The organism is Polaromonas sp., from assembly GCF_029945685.1.
In the GTDB taxonomy this organism is placed as follows: Bacteria; Pseudomonadota; Gammaproteobacteria; order Burkholderiales; family Burkholderiaceae_C; genus Polaromonas.
Window position 1 is genome coordinate 98,661 of sequence record NZ_JAQSDA010000012.1, and the last position, 17,703, is coordinate 116,363.

The window sequence follows — 17,703 nt, forward strand, 5'->3', positions numbered from 1 at the left end:
CCCTGACCACGTGAGGACCACTTGAGGAGTTCACCCTTGACATTCATCCCCACTGCCGCCGAACTGCGTGCGGCCATCGCCCGCCCCACCGCGCCCCGCGCCTGCGAATGTGCGCTGGGCGCCTGCGCCGGCTGGGAAAGCCTGGCCGAGTACCGCTGGGAAGCCGGGCAGATGACCTTGGTCGCCACCTTGCGTGACCCTGCCGTGGACGAACCCACGCTGGAAGAAAAACACCCCGGGGGCACGCGTTACGACGCGCCCGACGCCCCCGTGGCTGTCGGCTTTTTTCCCTACAACCGCTGCGAGGTCTGGCACTGCGGCCGCTGCGAACGGCACCTGCTGCGTTACACCGAGTTCGGTGGCTACAACGTGGACCACCGGGTACGGGCACTCGATCCCGGCAGGATCATCGACTGATTGCTATCAAATAAATAGCTGCTTGCGCCCGCCCCTGCTGGGCTGGAGGCCAAAAACACCCACAAGACCGGCCAAGGATCGGCCGCACAGGCCCCAGCCAGCGGGAAAGCCAGTCATCGCATTCCGCGATGACCAAGGCTGGATAAAGCGGTCAAAATAGACATACATCGTGAACCGCGATGACTTTCGCCCTTTTTGATGAGCAGCTCAGAACGCAACTTCGCCCGCCGCATGGACCTCACCTCGCTGCAACTGTTTGTGGCCGTGTGTGAGCTCGGCAGCATCGGCAAGGCGGCCGAGCGGGAGTTCATTGCCGCGTCGGCCGTCAGCAAACGCCTCTCCGACCTCGAAGCCGCGCTCGACACCCCGCTGCTCTATCGCCACACACGTGGCGTGGACCTGACGCCGGCCGGCCAGAGCCTGCTGCACCATGCCCGTTCGGTGCTGTTCAGCCTCGAGAAAATGCAGGGCGAGCTCAGCGAATACGCGGCCGGCGTGCGCGGCCATGTGCGCGTGCATGCCAGCATCTCGGCCATTGTGCAGTTCCTGCCGGAAGACCTGGGCACCTTCATCAGCCAGCATCCGGAGGTCAAGATCGACCTCGAGGAACACCTGAGCACGGAAGTCGTGCGTGCGGTGCAGGAAGGCGCGGCCGATCTGGGCATCTGCAACACCGCCGACGGCATTGGCCAGCTGCAGACCCTGCCCTACCGCCAGGACCGCCTCGTGATGATCGTGCCGCGCGGCCATGTGCTGGGCAGGCAGGACAGCATGACTTTTGCGGACAGCCTCGATTTCGACCACGTCGGCCTGCACTCGAACAGCTCCATCTACCTCGCCATGCGCGATGCCGCCGCATCGGCCGGGCGCACCATCAAGCTGCGCATCCACGTGACCGGGCTGGACGCGATGTGCCGCATGATCCACAACGGCCTGGGTGTCGGCGTGATGCCGCAGCGGGCGTTCGAGCTCATGCACGGCGTCGGCGAACTCGAATCGGTCGCGCTGACCGATGCCTGGGCGTCGCGCCAGATCGCGCTGGTGGCGCGCGACTTTTCCAGCCTGCCGGTCACCGCCCGCCTGCTGGTCGACCACCTCACCGCGCGTGCGGACGACACGGGCAGCAGCACCTCAGCCACTTAAAATCGACAGACCACGAAGGAAAACACCATGGGACGCACCCTTTACGACAAGATCTGGGACGAACACGTCGTCCACACCGAGGAAGACGGCACCGCCATCCTCTACATCGACCGCCATCTGGTGCATGAAGTCACCAGCCCACAGGCCTTCGAGGGCCTGCGCGAGGCCGGCCGCAAGGTCTGGCGTATCAGCTCTATCGTGGCTACCGCCGACCACAACACGCCGACCACCGGCTGGGAGCTCGGCTACGACGGCATCACCGACCTGGTCAGCAAGGAACAGATCACCACGCTGGACAGCAACATCGCCGAGTTCGGCGCGGCGGCCTACTTCCCCTTCCTGTCCAAACGCCAGGGCATCGTGCATGTGATGGGACCCGAGACCGGCGCCACCCTGCCCGGCATGACCGTGGTCTGCGGCGACTCGCACACCTCGACCCACGGCGCCTTCGGCGCACTGGCGCACGGCATAGGCACGAGCGAGGTCGAACATGTGATGGCCACGCAAACCCTGCTCGCCAAAAAGGCAAAAAACATGCTGGTCCGTGTGGACGGCATGCTGGCCCCGGGCCTGACCGGCAAGGACATCGTGCTGGCCATCATTGGAAAAATCGGCACGGCGGGCGGCACCGGCTACACGATTGAATTCGGCGGCGCGGCGATACGCGCGCTCAGCATGGAAGGCCGCATGACGGTCTGCAACATGGCCATCGAAGCCGGCGCCCGTGCCGGCCTGGTGGCGGTGGACGCCAAGACCATCGCCTACGTCAAGGGCAAGCCGCTGGCGCCCACCGGAGTGGAGTGGGAGCAGGCGGTGCAGTACTGGAGCACCCTGCAGTCCGATGCCGACGCCGTGTTCGACACCGTGGTGCAGCTCGACGCGAGCCAGATCCGGCCGCAGGTCACCTGGGGTACCTCGCCCGAGATGGTGCTGTCCATCGACGACCGCGTGCCCGACCCGGACAAGGAAAAAGACGCGAACAAGCGCGACGCGATCGAACGCGCCCTGACTTACATGGGCCTGCAGCCCGGCAAGGCGATCAACGACATCCTGGTCGACAAGGTCTTCATCGGCTCCTGCACCAACAGCCGCATCGAGGACATGCGCGAAGCCGCCGCCATCCTGCAGAAAATCGGCAAGAAGGTCGCCGGCAACGTCAAGCTCGCCATGGTGGTGCCCGGCTCCGGCCTGGTCAAGGAACAGGCCGAGCGCGAAGGCCTGGACAAGATTTTCGTCGCCGCCGGATTCGAATGGCGCGAGCCGGGCTGTTCCATGTGCCTGGCGATGAACGCCGACCGGCTCGAACCGGGCGAGCGCTGCGCCTCCACCAGCAACCGCAACTTCGAAGGCCGGCAGGGTGCCGGCGGCCGCACGCACCTGGTGAGTCCGGCCATGGCTGCCGCCGCTGCCGTGCACGGCCACTTCGTCGATATTCGCAAATTCACATGAACCACCCCCGTCTCGGCTCACTTCGTGTAGCCGGATCCCCCCTCGAGGGGGCGGCCTCTGTGGACCGGCAAAGCCGGATCCACGCGGCCACTTGAACAGACAGCAAACGCAGCGCTTCGATTTATTGAAAGAAGATCAGCATGAAAAAATTCACCGTCCACAAAGGCCTGGTCGCTCCGATGGACCGCGAGAACGTCGATACCGACGCGATCATCCCCAAGCAGTTCCTCAAGTCCATCCGCAAGACCGGCTTCGGCCCCAACCTGTTCGACGCCTGGCGTTACCTCGACCCCGGCTTTCCCGGCCAGGACCCGGCGACACGCAGGCCGAACCCGGACTTCGTGCTGAACCAGCCGCGCTACCAAGGCGCTTCCATCCTGCTGGCGCGCAAGAACTTCGGCTGCGGCTCCTCGCGCGAGCACGCGCCCTGGGCGTTGGACCAGTACGGTTTTCGCGCCATCATTGCGCCGAGTTACGCCGACATCTTTTTCAACAACAGCTTCAAGAACGGCCTGCTGCCCATCGTGCTGAGCGAAGCGCAGGTGAGCCAGCTGTTCGACGAGGCGCTGGCCTTCCCCGGCTACCAGCTCACCATCGACCTGGAGCGCCAGGTGGTGATCAAGCCACAGGGGGAAGAGATCGCCTTCGAGGTTCAGGCCTTCAAGAAGTTCTGCCTGCTCGGCGGTTACGACGACATCGGCCTGACCTTGCGCCAGAGCGACAAGATCAAGGCCTTTGAAGCCGAACGCCTGGCGACCAAGCCCTGGCTGGCGCATACCCTGATCGCCTGATTTCCCTGTTTTTATACATAAAAAGTGCCTCCAGCCCTTATGGGACGGGCGCCAACAGCTATCAATAAAAGAGCAACCATGAAAATCGCAATTCTTCCCGGTGACGGCATCGGCACCGAAATCGTCGCCGAGGCCGTCAAGGTCCTTCAGGTACTGGACCTGAAACTGGAGATGGAAACTGCCCTGGTCGGCGGCGCCGCCTACGAAGCGCACGGCCATCCGCTGCCCGACGCCACGCTGAAACTCGCGCAGGCCTCGGACGCGGTGTTGTTCGGCGCCGTCGGCGACTGGAAATACGACAAGCTCGACCGCCCGCTGCGTCCCGAGCAGGCCATCCTGGGTCTGCGCAAGCACATGGGCCTGTTCGCCAACTTCCGCCCTGCCATCTGTTACCCGCAGCTGGTCGACGCTTCCAGCCTCAAGCGCGAGCTGGTGTCCGGCCTGGACATCCTGATCATCCGCGAGCTGACCGGCGACATCTACTTCGGCCAGCCGCGCGGCCGCCGCACGGCCACCGACGGCCACTTCCCCGGCGCCGAGGAAGCCTTCGACACCATGCGTTATTCGCGCCCCGAGATCGAACGCATCGCCCACGTCGCCTTCCAGGCGGCTCGCAAGCGCGGCAGCCGCGTGACCAGCGTGGACAAGGCCAATGTGCTGGAAACCTTCCAGTTCTGGAAAGACGTGGTCACCGAAGTCGGCTTGCAATACCCAGACGTGGCGCTGGACCACATGTATGTGGACAACGCCGCCATGCAGTTGGTCAAGGCGCCCAAGAAGTTCGACGTGGTGGTCACCGGCAACATGTTCGGCGACATCCTGTCCGACGCGGCCGCCATGCTGACCGGCAGCATCGGCATGTTGCCTTCGGCCAGCCTGAACACCAACAACCAGGGCCTGTACGAGCCCAGCCATGGCAGCGCGCCCGACATCGCCGGCCAGGGGGTCGCCAATCCGCTGGCCACGATTTTGAGCGCGGCCATGATGCTGCGGTTCAGCCTGAACCAGCCGGAAGCCGCCGCACGGATTGAAAAAGCCGTGGATGCAGTCTTGACGCAGGGCCTGCGCACGCCCGACATCTACAGCGACGGTACGACCAGGGTCGGCACGGTGCAGATGGGCGACGCGGTGGTCAAAGCCCTGAAATAAGACCCCCACGGTCGCGCACTTCGTGTCGCTCCCTGCCCCCCGAGGGGGCCGCTGCGCCTGCGGACTGGCGGAGCCAGATCCGCGGCCCAGGCTGGTTTTGCGCCTCGTGTCTGAAGCAACTGACGTTTTTTTGCCGCAGAAGCTGGCCGCGCAGGCTGGTTTCGCGCAAGCGTCTGCCGCAACAAGGCCAGCCTGGTTAAAATAGTCCCATGCGTCAAAACCCCGCTGTCATCCGCCTCGTCGCCGCTTCGCGCGCGATGTGCGCTGCGCCGGTTTCGACCCAGACCACCAAAACGACCACCATTAAAGGCTAGCAAGCCTGGTTCGTCGTGCCCTGCCGGCTCGATGAGCCGGGCCGAAAAGCTTCATTTTTGACTTTTTGAAGGGCGCATCATGAAACTCAAGGGCAATCTCACGGGACTCGTCGGCTGGCGCGGCATGGTCGGCTCGGTGCTGATCGACCGCATGCAGGCCGAAGGCGACTTCGACCTGATCGAGCCGGTCTTCTTTTCGACCTCCAATGCCGGCGGCAAGGCCCCGGCGCAGGCGAAGAACGAAACCACGCTGAAAGATGCGTTCGACATCGAGGCCCTGAAGAAGTGTGACGTCATCATCACCGCCCAGGGCGGCGACTACACCACCGAGGTCTACCCCAAGCTGCGTGCTGCCGGCTGGACCGGCCACTGGATCGACGCCGCATCGACCCTGCGCATGAACGAAGACGCCATCATCGTGCTGGACCCGGTCAACCTGCCGGTGATCCAGAACGCGCTGGCCAAGGGCGGCAAGAACTGGATCGGCGGAAACTGCACCGTCAGCTGCATGCTGATGGGCGTGGGCGCCCTGTACAAGGCAGGTCTCGTCGAATGGATGACCAGCATGACCTACCAGGCGGCCTCCGGCGGCGGTGCCCAACACATGCGTGAATTGCTGACCCAGTACGGCACACTCAATGCCGAAGTGCGTGCGCTGCTGGACGACCCGAAATCGGCCATTCTTGAAATCGACCGCCGCGTGCTGGCGAAACAGCAATCGCTGTCGTCTGCCGAAACCGCCAACTTCGGCGTGCCGCTGGGTGGTTCGCTGATCCCCTGGATCGACAAGGACCTCGGCAATGGCATGAGCAAGGAAGAATGGAAAGGCGGCGCCGAAACCAACAAGATCCTGGGTCAGGGCGCCAGCTTCGGCACGGCCGAAACCCCGGTGGACGGTTTCTGCGTGCGTATCGGCGCGATGCGCTGCCACAGCCAGGCGCTCACCTTCAAGCTCAAGAAAGACGTGCCGCTGGCCGACATCGAAGCCATGATCGCCGCCGACAACGAGTGGGTGAAGGTGGTACCGAACACGCGCGAAGCCAGCATCACCGACCTGACACCGGTCGCTGTGACGGGCACCATGGGTATTCCGGTCGGCCGCCTGCGCAAGCTGGCCATGGGCCCCGACTACCTGGGCGCGTTCACCGTGGGCGACCAGCTCCTGTGGGGCGCCGCCGAGCCGCTGCGCCGCATGTTGCGCATTCTGCTGCAGGCCTGAAGTGGCGCGGGGGTGGCCGGTGATACCCGGCGCCCACCCGTAACCACTTGTGACAGCCCGTTGTCGTCAGGCAACATCTGGAAGTTGTAAGTTGATGCTAACCCGGGGTGTCAAAACTTAAGTGCTGTCTTAGCTTGTCAGCCTAATGCCTTGATGTTAATGTTGTTTTGTCGAAAATTAGCGTTGAGGTTTTTGTGCGGACCAGCAGAATAAAATTTAATGCAACCCGGGCACCGGAGGCCCCAATTCCCATGAATCAACCCGTCCGTTGGCGCATGGGAGCCGTGGCGGCTGCCATGGCCGTTTTGGGCAGCATCGCCACCTTGCCGGCACATGCTCTGGGGCTGGGCCGGGTCATCGTCCAGTCTGCCTTGGGAGAACCTCTCCGTGCAGAAATCGAAATTGTCGAAATCAGCGCCGACGAAGCCGCCTCCCTGCGCACCAGCGTCGCCAATGCCGATGCCTTCAAGGCCGCCGGCCTGGAATACACCGCCGCCGTTGCCAATGTCCAGATCAGCCTGCAGCGCCGCGCCGATGGCCGGGCTTTCCTGCGCCTGAGCAGCGACCGACCCGTCAGCGAACCTTTTGTCGACCTGATCCTCGAAGCCCGCTGGGCATCCGGGCGCATCGTGCGTGACTACACGATGCTGTTTGATCCACCGAACCTGCGCCAGGCCGCAGCGCCGGCCATGCAGGCACCGACCGCGCCCCTCATTTCTCGACCGGCCCCTCCGCCCCCCGTGGCCTCCATGCCCGCGCCACCGCGACCGTCCGTCGCGCCGGCACAGCCCGCCCCTCCCAGCCCGACTCCGTCCCGCCCCGCCCCGGTGGCCAAGGCGCCCGCACCACAGCCCGCCCCCGCCGAGCGCACAGCCTCTGCGGACAGCCAGAAAATTGTTGTCAAAGCTGGCGACACGGCCGGAAAAATCGCGGCGCAGGCCAAACCGGCCAGCGTGTCGCTGGACCAGATGCTGGTCGCACTGCTGCGCAGCAACCCCGATGCCTTCATCGGTGGCAATGTCAACCGACTCAAGTCCGGCGCCGTCCTCGAAGTCCCGACGGGCGACCAGGCGGAATACATTCCTGCCGCCGAAGCAAGTCGAACCATCGTTGCCCAGAGCAAGGACTTCAACGAATTCCGCCGCAAGCTGGCTGAAGGCGCCCCGACGACCCAGGTCGCCGGCGCAGACCGCAAGGCCGCAGGCCAGGTCCAGGCCAAAGTCGAGGACAAGGCGCCTGCCGCTGCAACGCCCGACAAGCTGACGCTCTCCAAAGGTGCGGTCCAGAGCAAGGCAGCGGCCGAAGAAAAAATCGCGCAGGACCGCCAGGCGAAGGAGGCGGCCGCCCGCGTCGCCGAACTGTCGAAAAACATCAGCGACCTGAACAAGCTGACCAGTTCGCCAGCAGCGCCAGCCGCACCGGCGACGCCTGCCACGCCCCCCATGGCGCCCGCCGCCACCAGCCCGACCGTGCCGGGGGTGGTCGTGGCAACGCCGGCAGCCGCATCCGCTGCACCGGGCGCGTTGCCTGCTGCAGCCCCAGCGGCTTCCGCACCCGTCGCCATGCCTGCGGCGAGCCCGGCCAACGAGGCTGCAGCGCCCGCAGCCAGCGCCAGCGCCGCCGCACCGGTGCCGGCAGCAGCAGTTCCGGCGGCAAGCGCTCCTGCGCCGGTGAAAAAACCGGTCGTGATTCCTCCCCCGCCTCCGGAACCCAGCCTGATCGACGAGTTGCTTGACAACCCGCTGATGCTGGCCGGCGCCGCTGCCTTGCTGGTGCTTCTGGCCGCCTTCGGTGTGTACCGCTCCCGCCAGCGTAAAAATGCCGCCGCGGTCGACAGCTCCTTCCTCGAAAGCCGACTGCAGCCCGACTCCTTCTTCGGCGCCAGCGGCGGCCAGCGCATCGACACCAATGAGGCCAACGTTACCGGCTCGTCGATGGTTTATTCACCGAGCCAGCTTGACGCCGCCGGTGATGTGGATCCTGTGGCGGAAGCCGATGTCTACCTGGCTTACGGGCGTGATCTGCAAGCCGAGGAAATCCTCAAGGAAGCCATCCGTGTGAGCCCCACACGCGTGGCCATCCATGCGAAGCTGATGGAGATTTATGCCAAACGCCGTGACACCAGGGCTTTTGAAATGGTGGCGACAGAAGCGTACAACCTGACCCGCGGCCAGGGCGTTGAATGGGCACACATGGCTGAAATGGGCCGTGAGCTGGACCCTGCCAACCCCATGTACCAACCCGGTGGACAGCCCGTGTCTCCAGCCGCCAGCAGCATGGCTGTTGCCGGCGCCAGCGTCGCAGCATTGGCCGCTGGACAAACCCTGGCCCAGGCCGCCCGTCCCGCGCCAGAACCGGCGGCGGCTGCCGTGGATTTCGACCTGGACCTTGATTTCTCGCTCGGTGACGAACCTGACGCGCCGGTAGCCGTTGCCCCGCCGGCACCGGTGGCACCGGCCCCTGCGGCTCCGGTCCAACCCGTCCTGTCCATGCCGGCAGCCGCAGCCGCGCCCACCGACAACAGCCTGGACTTCAGTTCCGCGACCTTGGTGATGCCTGCGGCGGCACCCGCTCCAGCGAAACCTGCCGATCCCCCGCCCGCAGCAGACAACAGCCTGAACTTCGCCACAGAACCGGCCGCCCTGAACACCGGCGCCGGCAGTCTGAACACCGGCGCCGGCAACCTGGACACCTCTGGCGGCATGCTCGAGTTCGATATGGGCGCCCTGTCGCTCGATCTCGATGGCCCGGCCACGGAAAGCCCGAAAACCACCGCCGCGAGCGCTCTCGCGCCGACCGTGGAAAGTGACGATCCGCTGGAAACCAAGTTTGCATTGGCCGAGGAGTTCCGCGCGATTGGCGATGTCGATGGCGCCCGTTCGCTGGCCGAAGAAGTGGTGGCGCAATCGAGTGGCTCGCTCAAGAGCAAGGCCCAGGCATTTCTTAACGCCCTGGCCTGACCCCTTGCACCTTTCTCCTGAGGGCTGCCCGTGAGGATCGCTCTGGGACTGAGCTACAACGGCACTGCTTACGAGGGCTGGCAAAGCCAGCTCTCGGGCAACACGGTGCAGGACCGGCTCGAAAAGGCGCTCGGCAAGTTTGCCGCCCGGCCCATGCGCACCCTGTGCGCCGGGCGCACCGACGCCGGGGTTCACGCCCTGATGCAGGTGGTTCATTTCGACACCCCCTTGCAGCGCGAGCTGCCCTCCTGGGTGCGCGGCACCAATGCTTTTCTGCCCCGCGACATCGCCGTGCAGTGGGCGCGTGAGGTGCCCGACGGGTTTCATTGCCGCGGCAGCGCGATCAGCCGTCGCTACGCTTACGTGCTGCTGGAGTCGCCGGTGCGCCCCAGTGTCGAGGCCGGCCGCGTCGGCTGGGTCTATCGCCCCCTGGACGGCGCGGCCATGCGCGAGGCCATCACCCACCTGGTCGGCGAACACGATTTTTCGTCCTTCCGCGCCGCCCAGTGCCAGGCCAAAACCCCGGTCAAGACCATTGCGCGCATCGAGGTCTCCCAACGCGCCGGCTACTGGCGTTTCGAGTTCGAGGCCAATGCCTTTTTGCACCACATGATCCGCAACATCATGGGTTGCCTGGTCACCATCGGCCAGGGCCAGCAGCCGCCCGGCTGGATGGCCGAGGTCCGCGACGCGCGCCGACGTGACGTGGCCGCGCCCACGTTTTCGCCCGACGGTCTGTATTTTCTGGGTCCGCGTTACGAGGCCCGTTATGGCCTGCCCGAACGCACAGCGGCTTATGATTGGTTGCCATGACCATGTACAGAACCCGTATCAAGATCTGCGGCCTCACCCGCGAAGAGGATGTGGACGCCGCCGTGGCGGCTGGCGCCGATGCCGTGGGCTTTGTCATGTACGCGCCCAGCCCGCGCAGCGTAAGCCTTGAGCGCGCCGCCGAGCTGGCCCGCCGACTGCCGCCTTTTGTCACGCCGGTCCTGCTTTTCGTCAACGCGGATGCTCCTGAAATCATAGCTGCCTGCGCCCGCATACCAACGGCCTTGCTTCAATTTCATGGTGATGAAACGCCCGAAGACTGCCTGCGGGCCGGGCGGCCCTTCCTGCGGGCGGCGCGCATCCCGCTGGATGAAAACCCTGCAGATGGCGGCCCCGCCTTTGATCTCGTAAAATACGTCCAGGACTTCAAGGCCGCCCAGGCCATCCTGCTCGACGCCCATGTCGACGGATTCGGGGGCGGCGGAAAAACATTCAATTGGTCACTTCTTCCTCCAAGCGTCAACGCTCACCTCGTTTTGTCTGGTGGACTCACACCTGCAAATGTGACCGATGGCATTTTGCAAGTGCGGCCGCGTTGTAAGACGCTGGCCGTCGATGTCAGTTCGGGCGTCGAGATTTCCAGCGGAGGGACCACCCTCAAGGGAATCAAAAGCGCCGACAAGATCCATCAGTTCGTCGCAGCCGTTCGTGCTGCCGACGACATACTTGCAAAGAATCATGTACACCTACCAGCAACCTGACCCGACGGGCCACTTCGGGATTTACGGCGGCAGTTTTGTTTCCGAAACGCTGACCCACGCGATCAACGAACTCAAGGCCGCTTACGCGAAATACCAGCACGACCCGGCTTTCCTTGCAGAGTTTCACTACGAGCTCAAGCATTTCGTCGGCCGCCCCTCCCCGATCTACCATGCCGCCCGCATGAGCCGCGAGCAGGGCGGCGCGCAGATTTACCTCAAACGCGAAGACCTCAACCACACCGGCGCGCACAAGATCAACAACACCATCGGCCAGGCCATGCTGGCCCGGCGCATGGGCAAGCCGCGCATCATCGCCGAAACCGGCGCCGGCCAGCACGGCGTGGCGACAGCCACCATCTGCGCGCGTTACGGTCTTGAATGTGTGGTTTACATGGGCAGCGAAGACGTCAAGCGCCAGAGCCCCAACGTCTACCGCATGAAGCTGCTGGGCGCCACCGTGGTACCGGTCGAATCAGGCAGCAAGACGCTCAAAGACGCGCTCAACGAAGCCATGCGCGACTGGGTCGCCAATGTGGACAACACCTTCTACATCATCGGCACAGTGGCGGGCCCGCACCCCTACCCGATGATGGTGCGCGACTTCCAGAGCGTGATCGGCGAGGAATGCCTGACCCAGATGCCCGAGATGACCGGCGGCAAGCAGCCCGACGCGGTGATTGCCTGCGTCGGTGGCGGCAGCAATGCCATGGGCATTTTTCACCCCTACATCTCGCATGAAAACACGAGGCTGATCGGCGTGGAAGCCGCTGGTGAAGGCATGGACAGCGGCAAACACTCGGCCTCGCTGCAACGTGGCGTACCGGGGGTGTTGCACGGCAACCGCACCTATGTGCTGCAAAACGAGGACGGCCAGGTCACCGAGACGCACAGCATCAGTGCCGGCCTGGACTACCCCGGTGTTGGCCCTGAACATGCCTTTCTCAAGGACATTGGCCGCGCCGAATACGTCGGCATCACCGATGCCGAGGCGCTGTCGGCCTTCCACTACCTGTGCCGCACCGAAGGCATCATTCCCGCCCTGGAGTCCAGCCACGCGGTGGCCTACGCCATGAAACTCGCCAAAACCATGCGTGCCGACCAGTCCATCCTGGTCAACCTGTCAGGGCGCGGCGACAAGGACATCGGCACCGTGGCCGACCTGTCGAAGGCAGATTTTTATTGCAGGCCGTCATGCCAGGGTCTGGGCGTCAAAGGCGGTGCCAGCGTGGTCGAGGTGCTGCGATGAGCCGCATCCAGCCCACCCTGGCCGCGCTGCAGGCCGAAGGCCGCAAGGCGCTGATTCCCTACGTCACCGGCGGTTACCCGTTTGCCGATATCACGCCCGAGCTCATGCACGGCATGGTGGCCGGCGGCGCCGACGTGATTGAACTGGGTGTGCCCTTCTCGGACCCGAGTGCCGACGGCCCGGTCATCCAGAAAGCCGGTGACCAGGCGCTCGCCATGGGCATTGGCCTGGCGCAGGTGCTGGAGATGGTTCGCCTCTTTCGCCAGAAAGACAGCAAGACCCCTGTGGTGCTGATGGGTTACGCCAACCCGATCGAAGCCTATGACCTCAAACGCGGCAAGGACGCCTTTGTGCGCGACGCCTCGGCGGCCGGTGTGGACGGCGTGCTGGTGGTGGACTACCCACCCGAAGAGTGTGTGGTTTTCGCCGCCACCTTGCGCGACCACGGCATGGACCTGATCTTCCTGCTGGCCCCCACCAGCACCGACGAACGCATGGCGCAGATCGCCAAAGTGGCCAGCGGTTATGTCTATTACGTCTCGCTCAAGGGTGTCACCGGTGCCGGCACGCTGGACCTGGGCGCGGTGGAAGCCATGCTGCCGCGCATACGCCAACACGTCAGCATCCCGGTGGGCGTGGGCTTCGGCATCCGCGACGCCGCCACCGCCAAGGCCATCGGCCGGGTGGCTGACGCGGTGGTCATCGGCAGTCGCATCATCCAGCTGATCACCGACCAGCCGCGTGGGCAAGTGGTGCCGCTGGTGCGTGATTTCCTCGCTGGCATCCGCCAGGCGCTGGACGCGCCGGGCGGGCCTGGAGACAGCGCATAATCGCCTTTCTTTTCCGGTTTGACCCCTGCGAGCGGCCCGCGCCGCCCGGGGGCACCACCCCACAAGGACAGAAGGACCCATCATGTCTTGGCTAGAAAAACTCCTCCCGCCGAAAATCAGCCCGACCAACCCGACCGAGCGCCGCAGCGTGCCCGAAGGGCTGTGGGTCAAATGCCCCAGCTGTGAAGCCGTGCTCTACAAGACCGACCTGGAAAAAAACCAGAACGTCTGCCCGCAGTGCAGCCACCACCACCGCATGGACGCACGGGCCCGGCTGGACTCGTTTCTGGACCCCGAGGGCCGTTATGAGCTGGGGCAGGAAGTGCTGCCGGTGGACCCGCTCAAGTTCAAGGACAGCCGCAAATACCCCGAACGCCTGAAAGAGGCGCTGGAAAACACCGGCGAGACCGACGCGCTGATCGTCATGGGCGGCGCGGTGCACAGCATCGGCGTGGTTGTGGCCTGCTTCGAGTTCGACTTCATGGGCGGCAGCATGGGCAGCGTGGTCGGCGAACGCTTCGTGCGCGGTGTGCATGCCGCGATCGAGCAGAAAGTGCCCTTCATCTGCTTCACGGCCACCGGCGGTGCACGCATGCAGGAGGGCCTGCTGAGCCTCATGCAGATGGCCAAGACCAATGCCTCGCTGACCCGGCTGGCCAAAAAAGGCCTGCCCTACATCAGCGTGCTGACCGACCCGACCATGGGCGGGGTCAGTGCCGGCTTCGCGTTTGTCGGCGACATCGTGATTGCCGAACCGAAAGCGCTGATCGGTTTTGCCGGCCCGCGTGTCATCGAGTCCACGGTGCGCGTGACCCTGCCCGAAGGCTTTCAGCGCGCCGAGTTCCTGCAGACCAAGGGCGCGGTCGATTTCATCTGCGACCGGCGTGAACTGCGCAAGACCGTGGCCAATTCACTGGCCATGCTGCTGCGCCAGCCGGCCGACGCCGTCGCCTGAGGTCGCGGCGCCCCGACCACGGTCGCCGTTCCAGCCGCCATCACTCCTGAATTGATAGCTGCCAGCGCCCTGCTGCAAAGGGCTGGAGGGCTATATCATGCATGATTGTACGCCCCGGGCTGTGCCAGGCCTGGCTGACCACGGGCGAAGCGCCTGACAGGAAGATCCGGGCGGACACCAAAGCCCGCACATGGGGAAACAGGATCGTGGGAAGATAGTACCTCCCGGAAATTCCCCCGCCTGATCGATGTCTGACGTGCTCACCCTCTCCTCGCTGCCGCTTTTCCCGCTGGGCACGGTGCTTTACCCCGGCGGTTTGCTGCCGCTGCGGATTTTCGAGGTGCGTTACCTCGACATGATCGGCAAATGCCACAAAACCGGCGCGCCCTTTGGCGTGGTGGCGCTGACCCAGGGCTCCGAAGTGCGCAAGCCCGGGGACGGGCCCAGCGGCGACGGTTTTGCCAACGAGTCCTTCTACAACGTCGGCACCCTGACCACCATCACCAGCTTTTCGGTACCGCAGCCGGGCCTGATGGTCATTCGCTGCACCGGCACCCAGCGTTTCGAGATTTCCAGCCGCGAGAAGCTCAAACACGGCCTGTGGATCGCCGACGTGACGCGGCTGGACGACGACCAGACCATCCCGGTTCCCGACGACTTGCTCGGCACGGCCAATGCGCTGGGCAAGCTGATCCGCACCCTGCAGGAGCGCGGCGTGCCGCCGGACCAGATGCCGCTGGAGCCGCCCTACCGGCTCGACGACTGCGGCTGGGTGGCCAACCGCTGGTGCGAACTGCTGCCCATGCCGCTGGAACTCAAGCAGCGCCTGATGGAGCTGGACAACCCGCTGGTCCGGCTCGAACTGGTCAGCGACATCCTCGAAAAAACCGGCATCGCGATGTAGCCCCCAGGCCGCCCCCCGGTGCAGGCGGCAACGCAGCCTAAAATCAGGGGTTTGGCACTTTGCCCGGTCGCGCCGGTTTTTCCGGCCCGCCGCCCTGTGCGCCCGGCCTGCCCTCTTTCTTCGAGAACCTTTTTTCATGTCCAACACCAACACCAGCCCCGCCGCCGCGCCCGCGCATGACGAGAACCAGCTCATGGCCGAGCGCCGTGAAAAGCTCAAGGTCATGCGCCAGCACCAGGCCGATGGCAAGGGTGTCGCCTTCCCGAACGACGTCAAGCCGGAACACCGGGCCGAGGCCCTGTTTGCGCAGTACGACGACAAGACCAAGGAAGAACTGGTGCCGCTGGCCGTCAACGTCAGCGTGGCCGGCCGCATGATGCTCAAGCGCGTGATGGGCAAGGCCAGTTTCGCCACGCTGCAGGACGCGTCCTTCGGCCCTTCAGGCGGGCGTATCCAGGTGTACGTCAACAACGAAGGCGTGGGTGAAGAGGTTCACAACGCCTTCAAGCACTGGGACCTGGGCGACATCGTGGCCGCGACCGGCACACTGTTCAAGACCAAAACCGGCGAGCTGTCGATTCACGCCACCAGCATCCGCCTGATCACCAAAAGCCTGCGGCCGCTGCCCGACAAGTTCCACGGCGTGGCCGACCAGGAGGTCAAGTACCGCCAGCGTTATGTGGACCTGATCACCGACGAAGCCGCGCGCAAGCGTTTTGCCGCCCGCAGCAAGGCCGTCTCGGCGATGCGCAACTTCATGGTCGACAACGATTTTCTCGAAGTCGAAACACCCATGCTGCACCCGATTCCGGGCGGTGCCAATGCCAAGCCCTTTGTCACGCACCACAACGCGCTCGACCAGCAGATGTTTTTGCGCATTGCGCCCGAGCTCTACCTCAAGCGCCTGATCGTCGGCGGCTTCGAGCGCGTGTTCGAGATCAACCGGAGCTTTCGCAACGAAGGCATCAGCGTGCGGCACAACCCCGAGTTCACGATGATGGAGTTCTACGCCGCCTGGTGGAACTACGAAGACCTGATGAGCTTCACCGAAGACCTGATCCGCCATGTCGCCACCCGGGTGACCGGCGGCACGCAGCTGAGCTACCAGGGCAAGCCGGTGGACCTGGGCCAGCCGTTTGAACGCCTGACGATCCGCGAAGCCATCCTCAAGCACACCGACGCCGGCGCCCATGTGGACGACGCCGCCTGGCTGCTGGCCGCCCTGAAGAAGCTCGGCAAGTTCAGCGCCAAGGACAGGCTCGACGCCCGCTCGCTGCCCAGCCTGCAGGTGACTTATTTTGAAGAGCTGGTCGAGGAAAAACTCTGGCAGCCCACCTTCATCATGGAACACCCGACCGAGATCTCGCCGCTGGCTAGAGCCAACGACGCGCGGCCCGAGGTGACCGAGCGCTTTGAGCTCTACATCACCGGCCGCGAGTTCGGCAACGGCTTCAGCGAGCTCAACGACGCCGAAGACCAGGCCGCACGCTTTCTCGCCCAGTCAGACGCCAAGGACGGCGGCGACGAGGAAGCCATGCACTACGACGCCGACTATGTGCGCGCCCTCGAATACGGCATGCCCCCTAGCGGCGGCTGCGGCATCGGCATCGACCGCCTGATGATGCTGCTGACCGACAGCGCCAGCATTCGCGACGTCATACTGTTTCCGGCGTTGCGGCACGAGGCTTGAGGTTTGGGCTGGGCTGAACAGCTGCGGTAGGCAGGCCGTTGGGCTAGGCGCTGCATTCCTGGGGATGCGTCTGGGCGCTGAGAGCACGGGCCTGAATCTCAAAATGGTTGTCCCAGTAGGCGCCGCGGCCCCGCATGAGCTGCCAGAGGCTTGACGCGCAGTACGCAAAAAAGAACAGCGGCCCCCAACGCCCGTACTGCTGAACATGAACACGCTCATGCGTACCGATAATTCGCAGTTCCTCACGCGTCACGGCCAGGATGACATGGCCGAAGACGATGCCGCGAAACGGAAGCTTGCCCGCCAGCTTGCCGCAACCCGCCCGGCTTTCGCGGTAGGTCACCTCCAGCGCTCCGGATGACCACTTGGCCCGACCACCCGCCAGCAAGGGAATGCAGGCAAGCACGAGGCCGATCGCCGAGCAGGGCGAAGCCCACAGCAACCTGACGATTTCAAGCCAGCGCTTCATGAGGGTGGCTGGATGTTGCTTACTCGGGCAGATGGCTGACGGCTTCAATGTTATTGCCCTCTGGATCAATAACAAATGCTCCGTAGTAGTTCGCGTGATAGTCCGGCCGCAGACCGGGGGCGCCATTGTCTTTTGCGCCAGCGGCGATTGCAGCCTGGTAAAAGGCATCCACTTGGGCGCGATTTTTTGCCCGCCATGCAAGATGACAGCCTGAGGTAGCTGGTGGGCCGCCGTATGGCGAGGGGCCATCGATGAACCAAACATCGGCCTTTTTTCCATCAGGCTCGGATGAGTCTGGATAGGCGAACCCTACGATGTTCGCGCCGAAGTTGCCTTCAAAGCACACGCTGTAGCCAAGCGGCTCAAGGACAGCGCTATAAAAAGTTTTGGCACGCGAAATATCGGTCACGCGGAAAGTCATGTGGTCGAGCATGATGGCGTCCTCTGAGGTTGATTCGATGTGGATTAGCCAGATCATTGTACTGTATAGACGTACAGCATTTTGCGCAAAAGTCCTAACGAGGCTTTAGAGAAGCCGTGATCCGGCGGTCTTCGTGCACGTCTGAGGTCGGGTTTTCAGCTACCCGTGCGGCCCCGGCGAGACAGTCTCGCCTATTTCCGCTGCGCATAGCCGT

The 17,703-nt window shown here is 64.3% G+C and carries 16 protein-coding genes; 14 read left to right on the plus strand and 2 right to left on the minus strand.

The genetic code is table 11. From position 1 onward, the window contains the following. The first annotated feature begins 36 nt into the window (after positions 1-36). From PSV26_RS09285 to lysS, 14 genes are all read left to right on the plus strand, one after another. Positions 37-417 carry a hypothetical protein gene (locus tag PSV26_RS09285; protein WP_300514828.1) on the plus strand — a complete coding sequence of 127 codons (381 nt, stop codon included), beginning with the start codon at positions 37-39 and terminating at the stop codon, positions 415-417. A 198-nt stretch (positions 418-615) separates the two neighbouring features. Then, a complete protein-coding gene (locus tag PSV26_RS09290; RefSeq protein WP_300514826.1) occupies positions 616-1,560 on the plus strand; it encodes a LysR family transcriptional regulator in 945 nt (314 codons plus the stop codon). A 27-nt stretch (positions 1,561-1,587) separates the two neighbouring features. Then, positions 1,588-3,009 carry a 3-isopropylmalate dehydratase large subunit gene (gene leuC / locus PSV26_RS09295; RefSeq protein ID WP_300514824.1) on the plus strand — a complete coding sequence of 474 codons (1,422 nt, stop codon included), beginning with the start codon at positions 1,588-1,590 and terminating at the stop codon, positions 3,007-3,009. A gap of 140 nt (positions 3,010-3,149) precedes the next feature. Continuing rightward, positions 3,150-3,800 (plus strand): 3-isopropylmalate dehydratase small subunit, encoded by a 651-nt coding sequence (leuD, locus tag PSV26_RS09300; RefSeq protein WP_300570028.1) that lies wholly within the window; start codon positions 3,150-3,152, stop codon positions 3,798-3,800. A gap of 78 nt (positions 3,801-3,878) precedes the next feature. Further along, complete coding sequence (gene leuB, locus PSV26_RS09305) at positions 3,879-4,949, plus strand: 3-isopropylmalate dehydrogenase (RefSeq protein WP_300514819.1); 1,071 nt, start codon at positions 3,879-3,881, stop codon at positions 4,947-4,949. Positions 4,950-5,342: 393 nt separating this feature from the next. Further along, positions 5,343-6,482: an aspartate-semialdehyde dehydrogenase gene (asd, locus tag PSV26_RS09310; RefSeq protein ID WP_300514816.1), complete on the plus strand. Its 1,140-nt coding sequence runs from the start codon at positions 5,343-5,345 to the stop codon at positions 6,480-6,482. Positions 6,483-6,733: 251 nt separating this feature from the next. Further along, positions 6,734-9,442, plus strand: coding sequence for a FimV/HubP family polar landmark protein (locus PSV26_RS09315; RefSeq protein ID WP_300570031.1), 2,709 nt, complete (start codon positions 6,734-6,736; stop codon positions 9,440-9,442). Positions 9,443-9,472: 30 nt separating this feature from the next. Beyond that, complete coding sequence (gene truA / locus PSV26_RS09320) at positions 9,473-10,255, plus strand: tRNA pseudouridine(38-40) synthase TruA (RefSeq protein ID WP_300514810.1); 783 nt, start codon at positions 9,473-9,475, stop codon at positions 10,253-10,255. Positions 10,256-10,257: 2 nt separating this feature from the next. Further along, the gene (locus tag PSV26_RS09325; protein WP_300570099.1) at positions 10,258-10,974 is read left to right on the plus strand and encodes a phosphoribosylanthranilate isomerase; all 717 of its coding nucleotides are present in this window, start codon (positions 10,258-10,260) and stop codon (positions 10,972-10,974) included. Beyond that, positions 10,952-12,220: a tryptophan synthase subunit beta gene (gene trpB / locus PSV26_RS09330; RefSeq protein ID WP_300514807.1), complete on the plus strand. Its 1,269-nt coding sequence runs from the start codon at positions 10,952-10,954 to the stop codon at positions 12,218-12,220. The genes PSV26_RS09325 and trpB overlap by 23 nt, the downstream gene beginning before the upstream one ends. Then, positions 12,217-13,050, plus strand: a complete 834-nt coding sequence (trpA, locus tag PSV26_RS09335) for a tryptophan synthase subunit alpha (RefSeq protein ID WP_300514804.1) — start codon at positions 12,217-12,219, stop codon at positions 13,048-13,050. The genes trpB and trpA overlap by 4 nt, the downstream gene beginning before the upstream one ends. An 82-nt stretch (positions 13,051-13,132) precedes the next feature. Beyond that, complete coding sequence (gene accD / locus PSV26_RS09340) at positions 13,133-14,005, plus strand: acetyl-CoA carboxylase, carboxyltransferase subunit beta (protein ID WP_096669400.1); 873 nt, start codon at positions 13,133-13,135, stop codon at positions 14,003-14,005. A gap of 247 nt (positions 14,006-14,252) precedes the next feature. Continuing rightward, positions 14,253-14,909, plus strand: a complete 657-nt coding sequence (locus tag PSV26_RS09345; RefSeq protein ID WP_300514799.1) for an LON peptidase substrate-binding domain-containing protein — start codon at positions 14,253-14,255, stop codon at positions 14,907-14,909. Between the two features lie 136 nt (positions 14,910-15,045). Further along, positions 15,046-16,599, plus strand: coding sequence for a lysine--tRNA ligase (gene lysS, locus PSV26_RS09350; protein WP_300570033.1), 1,554 nt, complete (start codon positions 15,046-15,048; stop codon positions 16,597-16,599). Positions 16,600-16,642: 43 nt separating this feature from the next. On the opposite strand, the gene PSV26_RS09355 is transcribed toward lysS, so the two are convergent. Together PSV26_RS09355 and PSV26_RS09360 are read right to left on the minus strand one after the other, a co-directional pair. Next, on the minus strand, positions 16,643-17,068 hold the full coding sequence (locus PSV26_RS09355; RefSeq protein WP_300570036.1) for a signal peptide prediction: 426 nt from the start codon (positions 17,066-17,068) through the stop codon (positions 16,643-16,645). 19 nt (positions 17,069-17,087) lie between these two features. After that, complete coding sequence (locus PSV26_RS09360; RefSeq protein WP_300515152.1) at positions 17,088-17,501, minus strand: VOC family protein; 414 nt, start codon at positions 17,499-17,501, stop codon at positions 17,088-17,090. Positions 17,502-17,703: the final 202 nt, after the last annotated feature.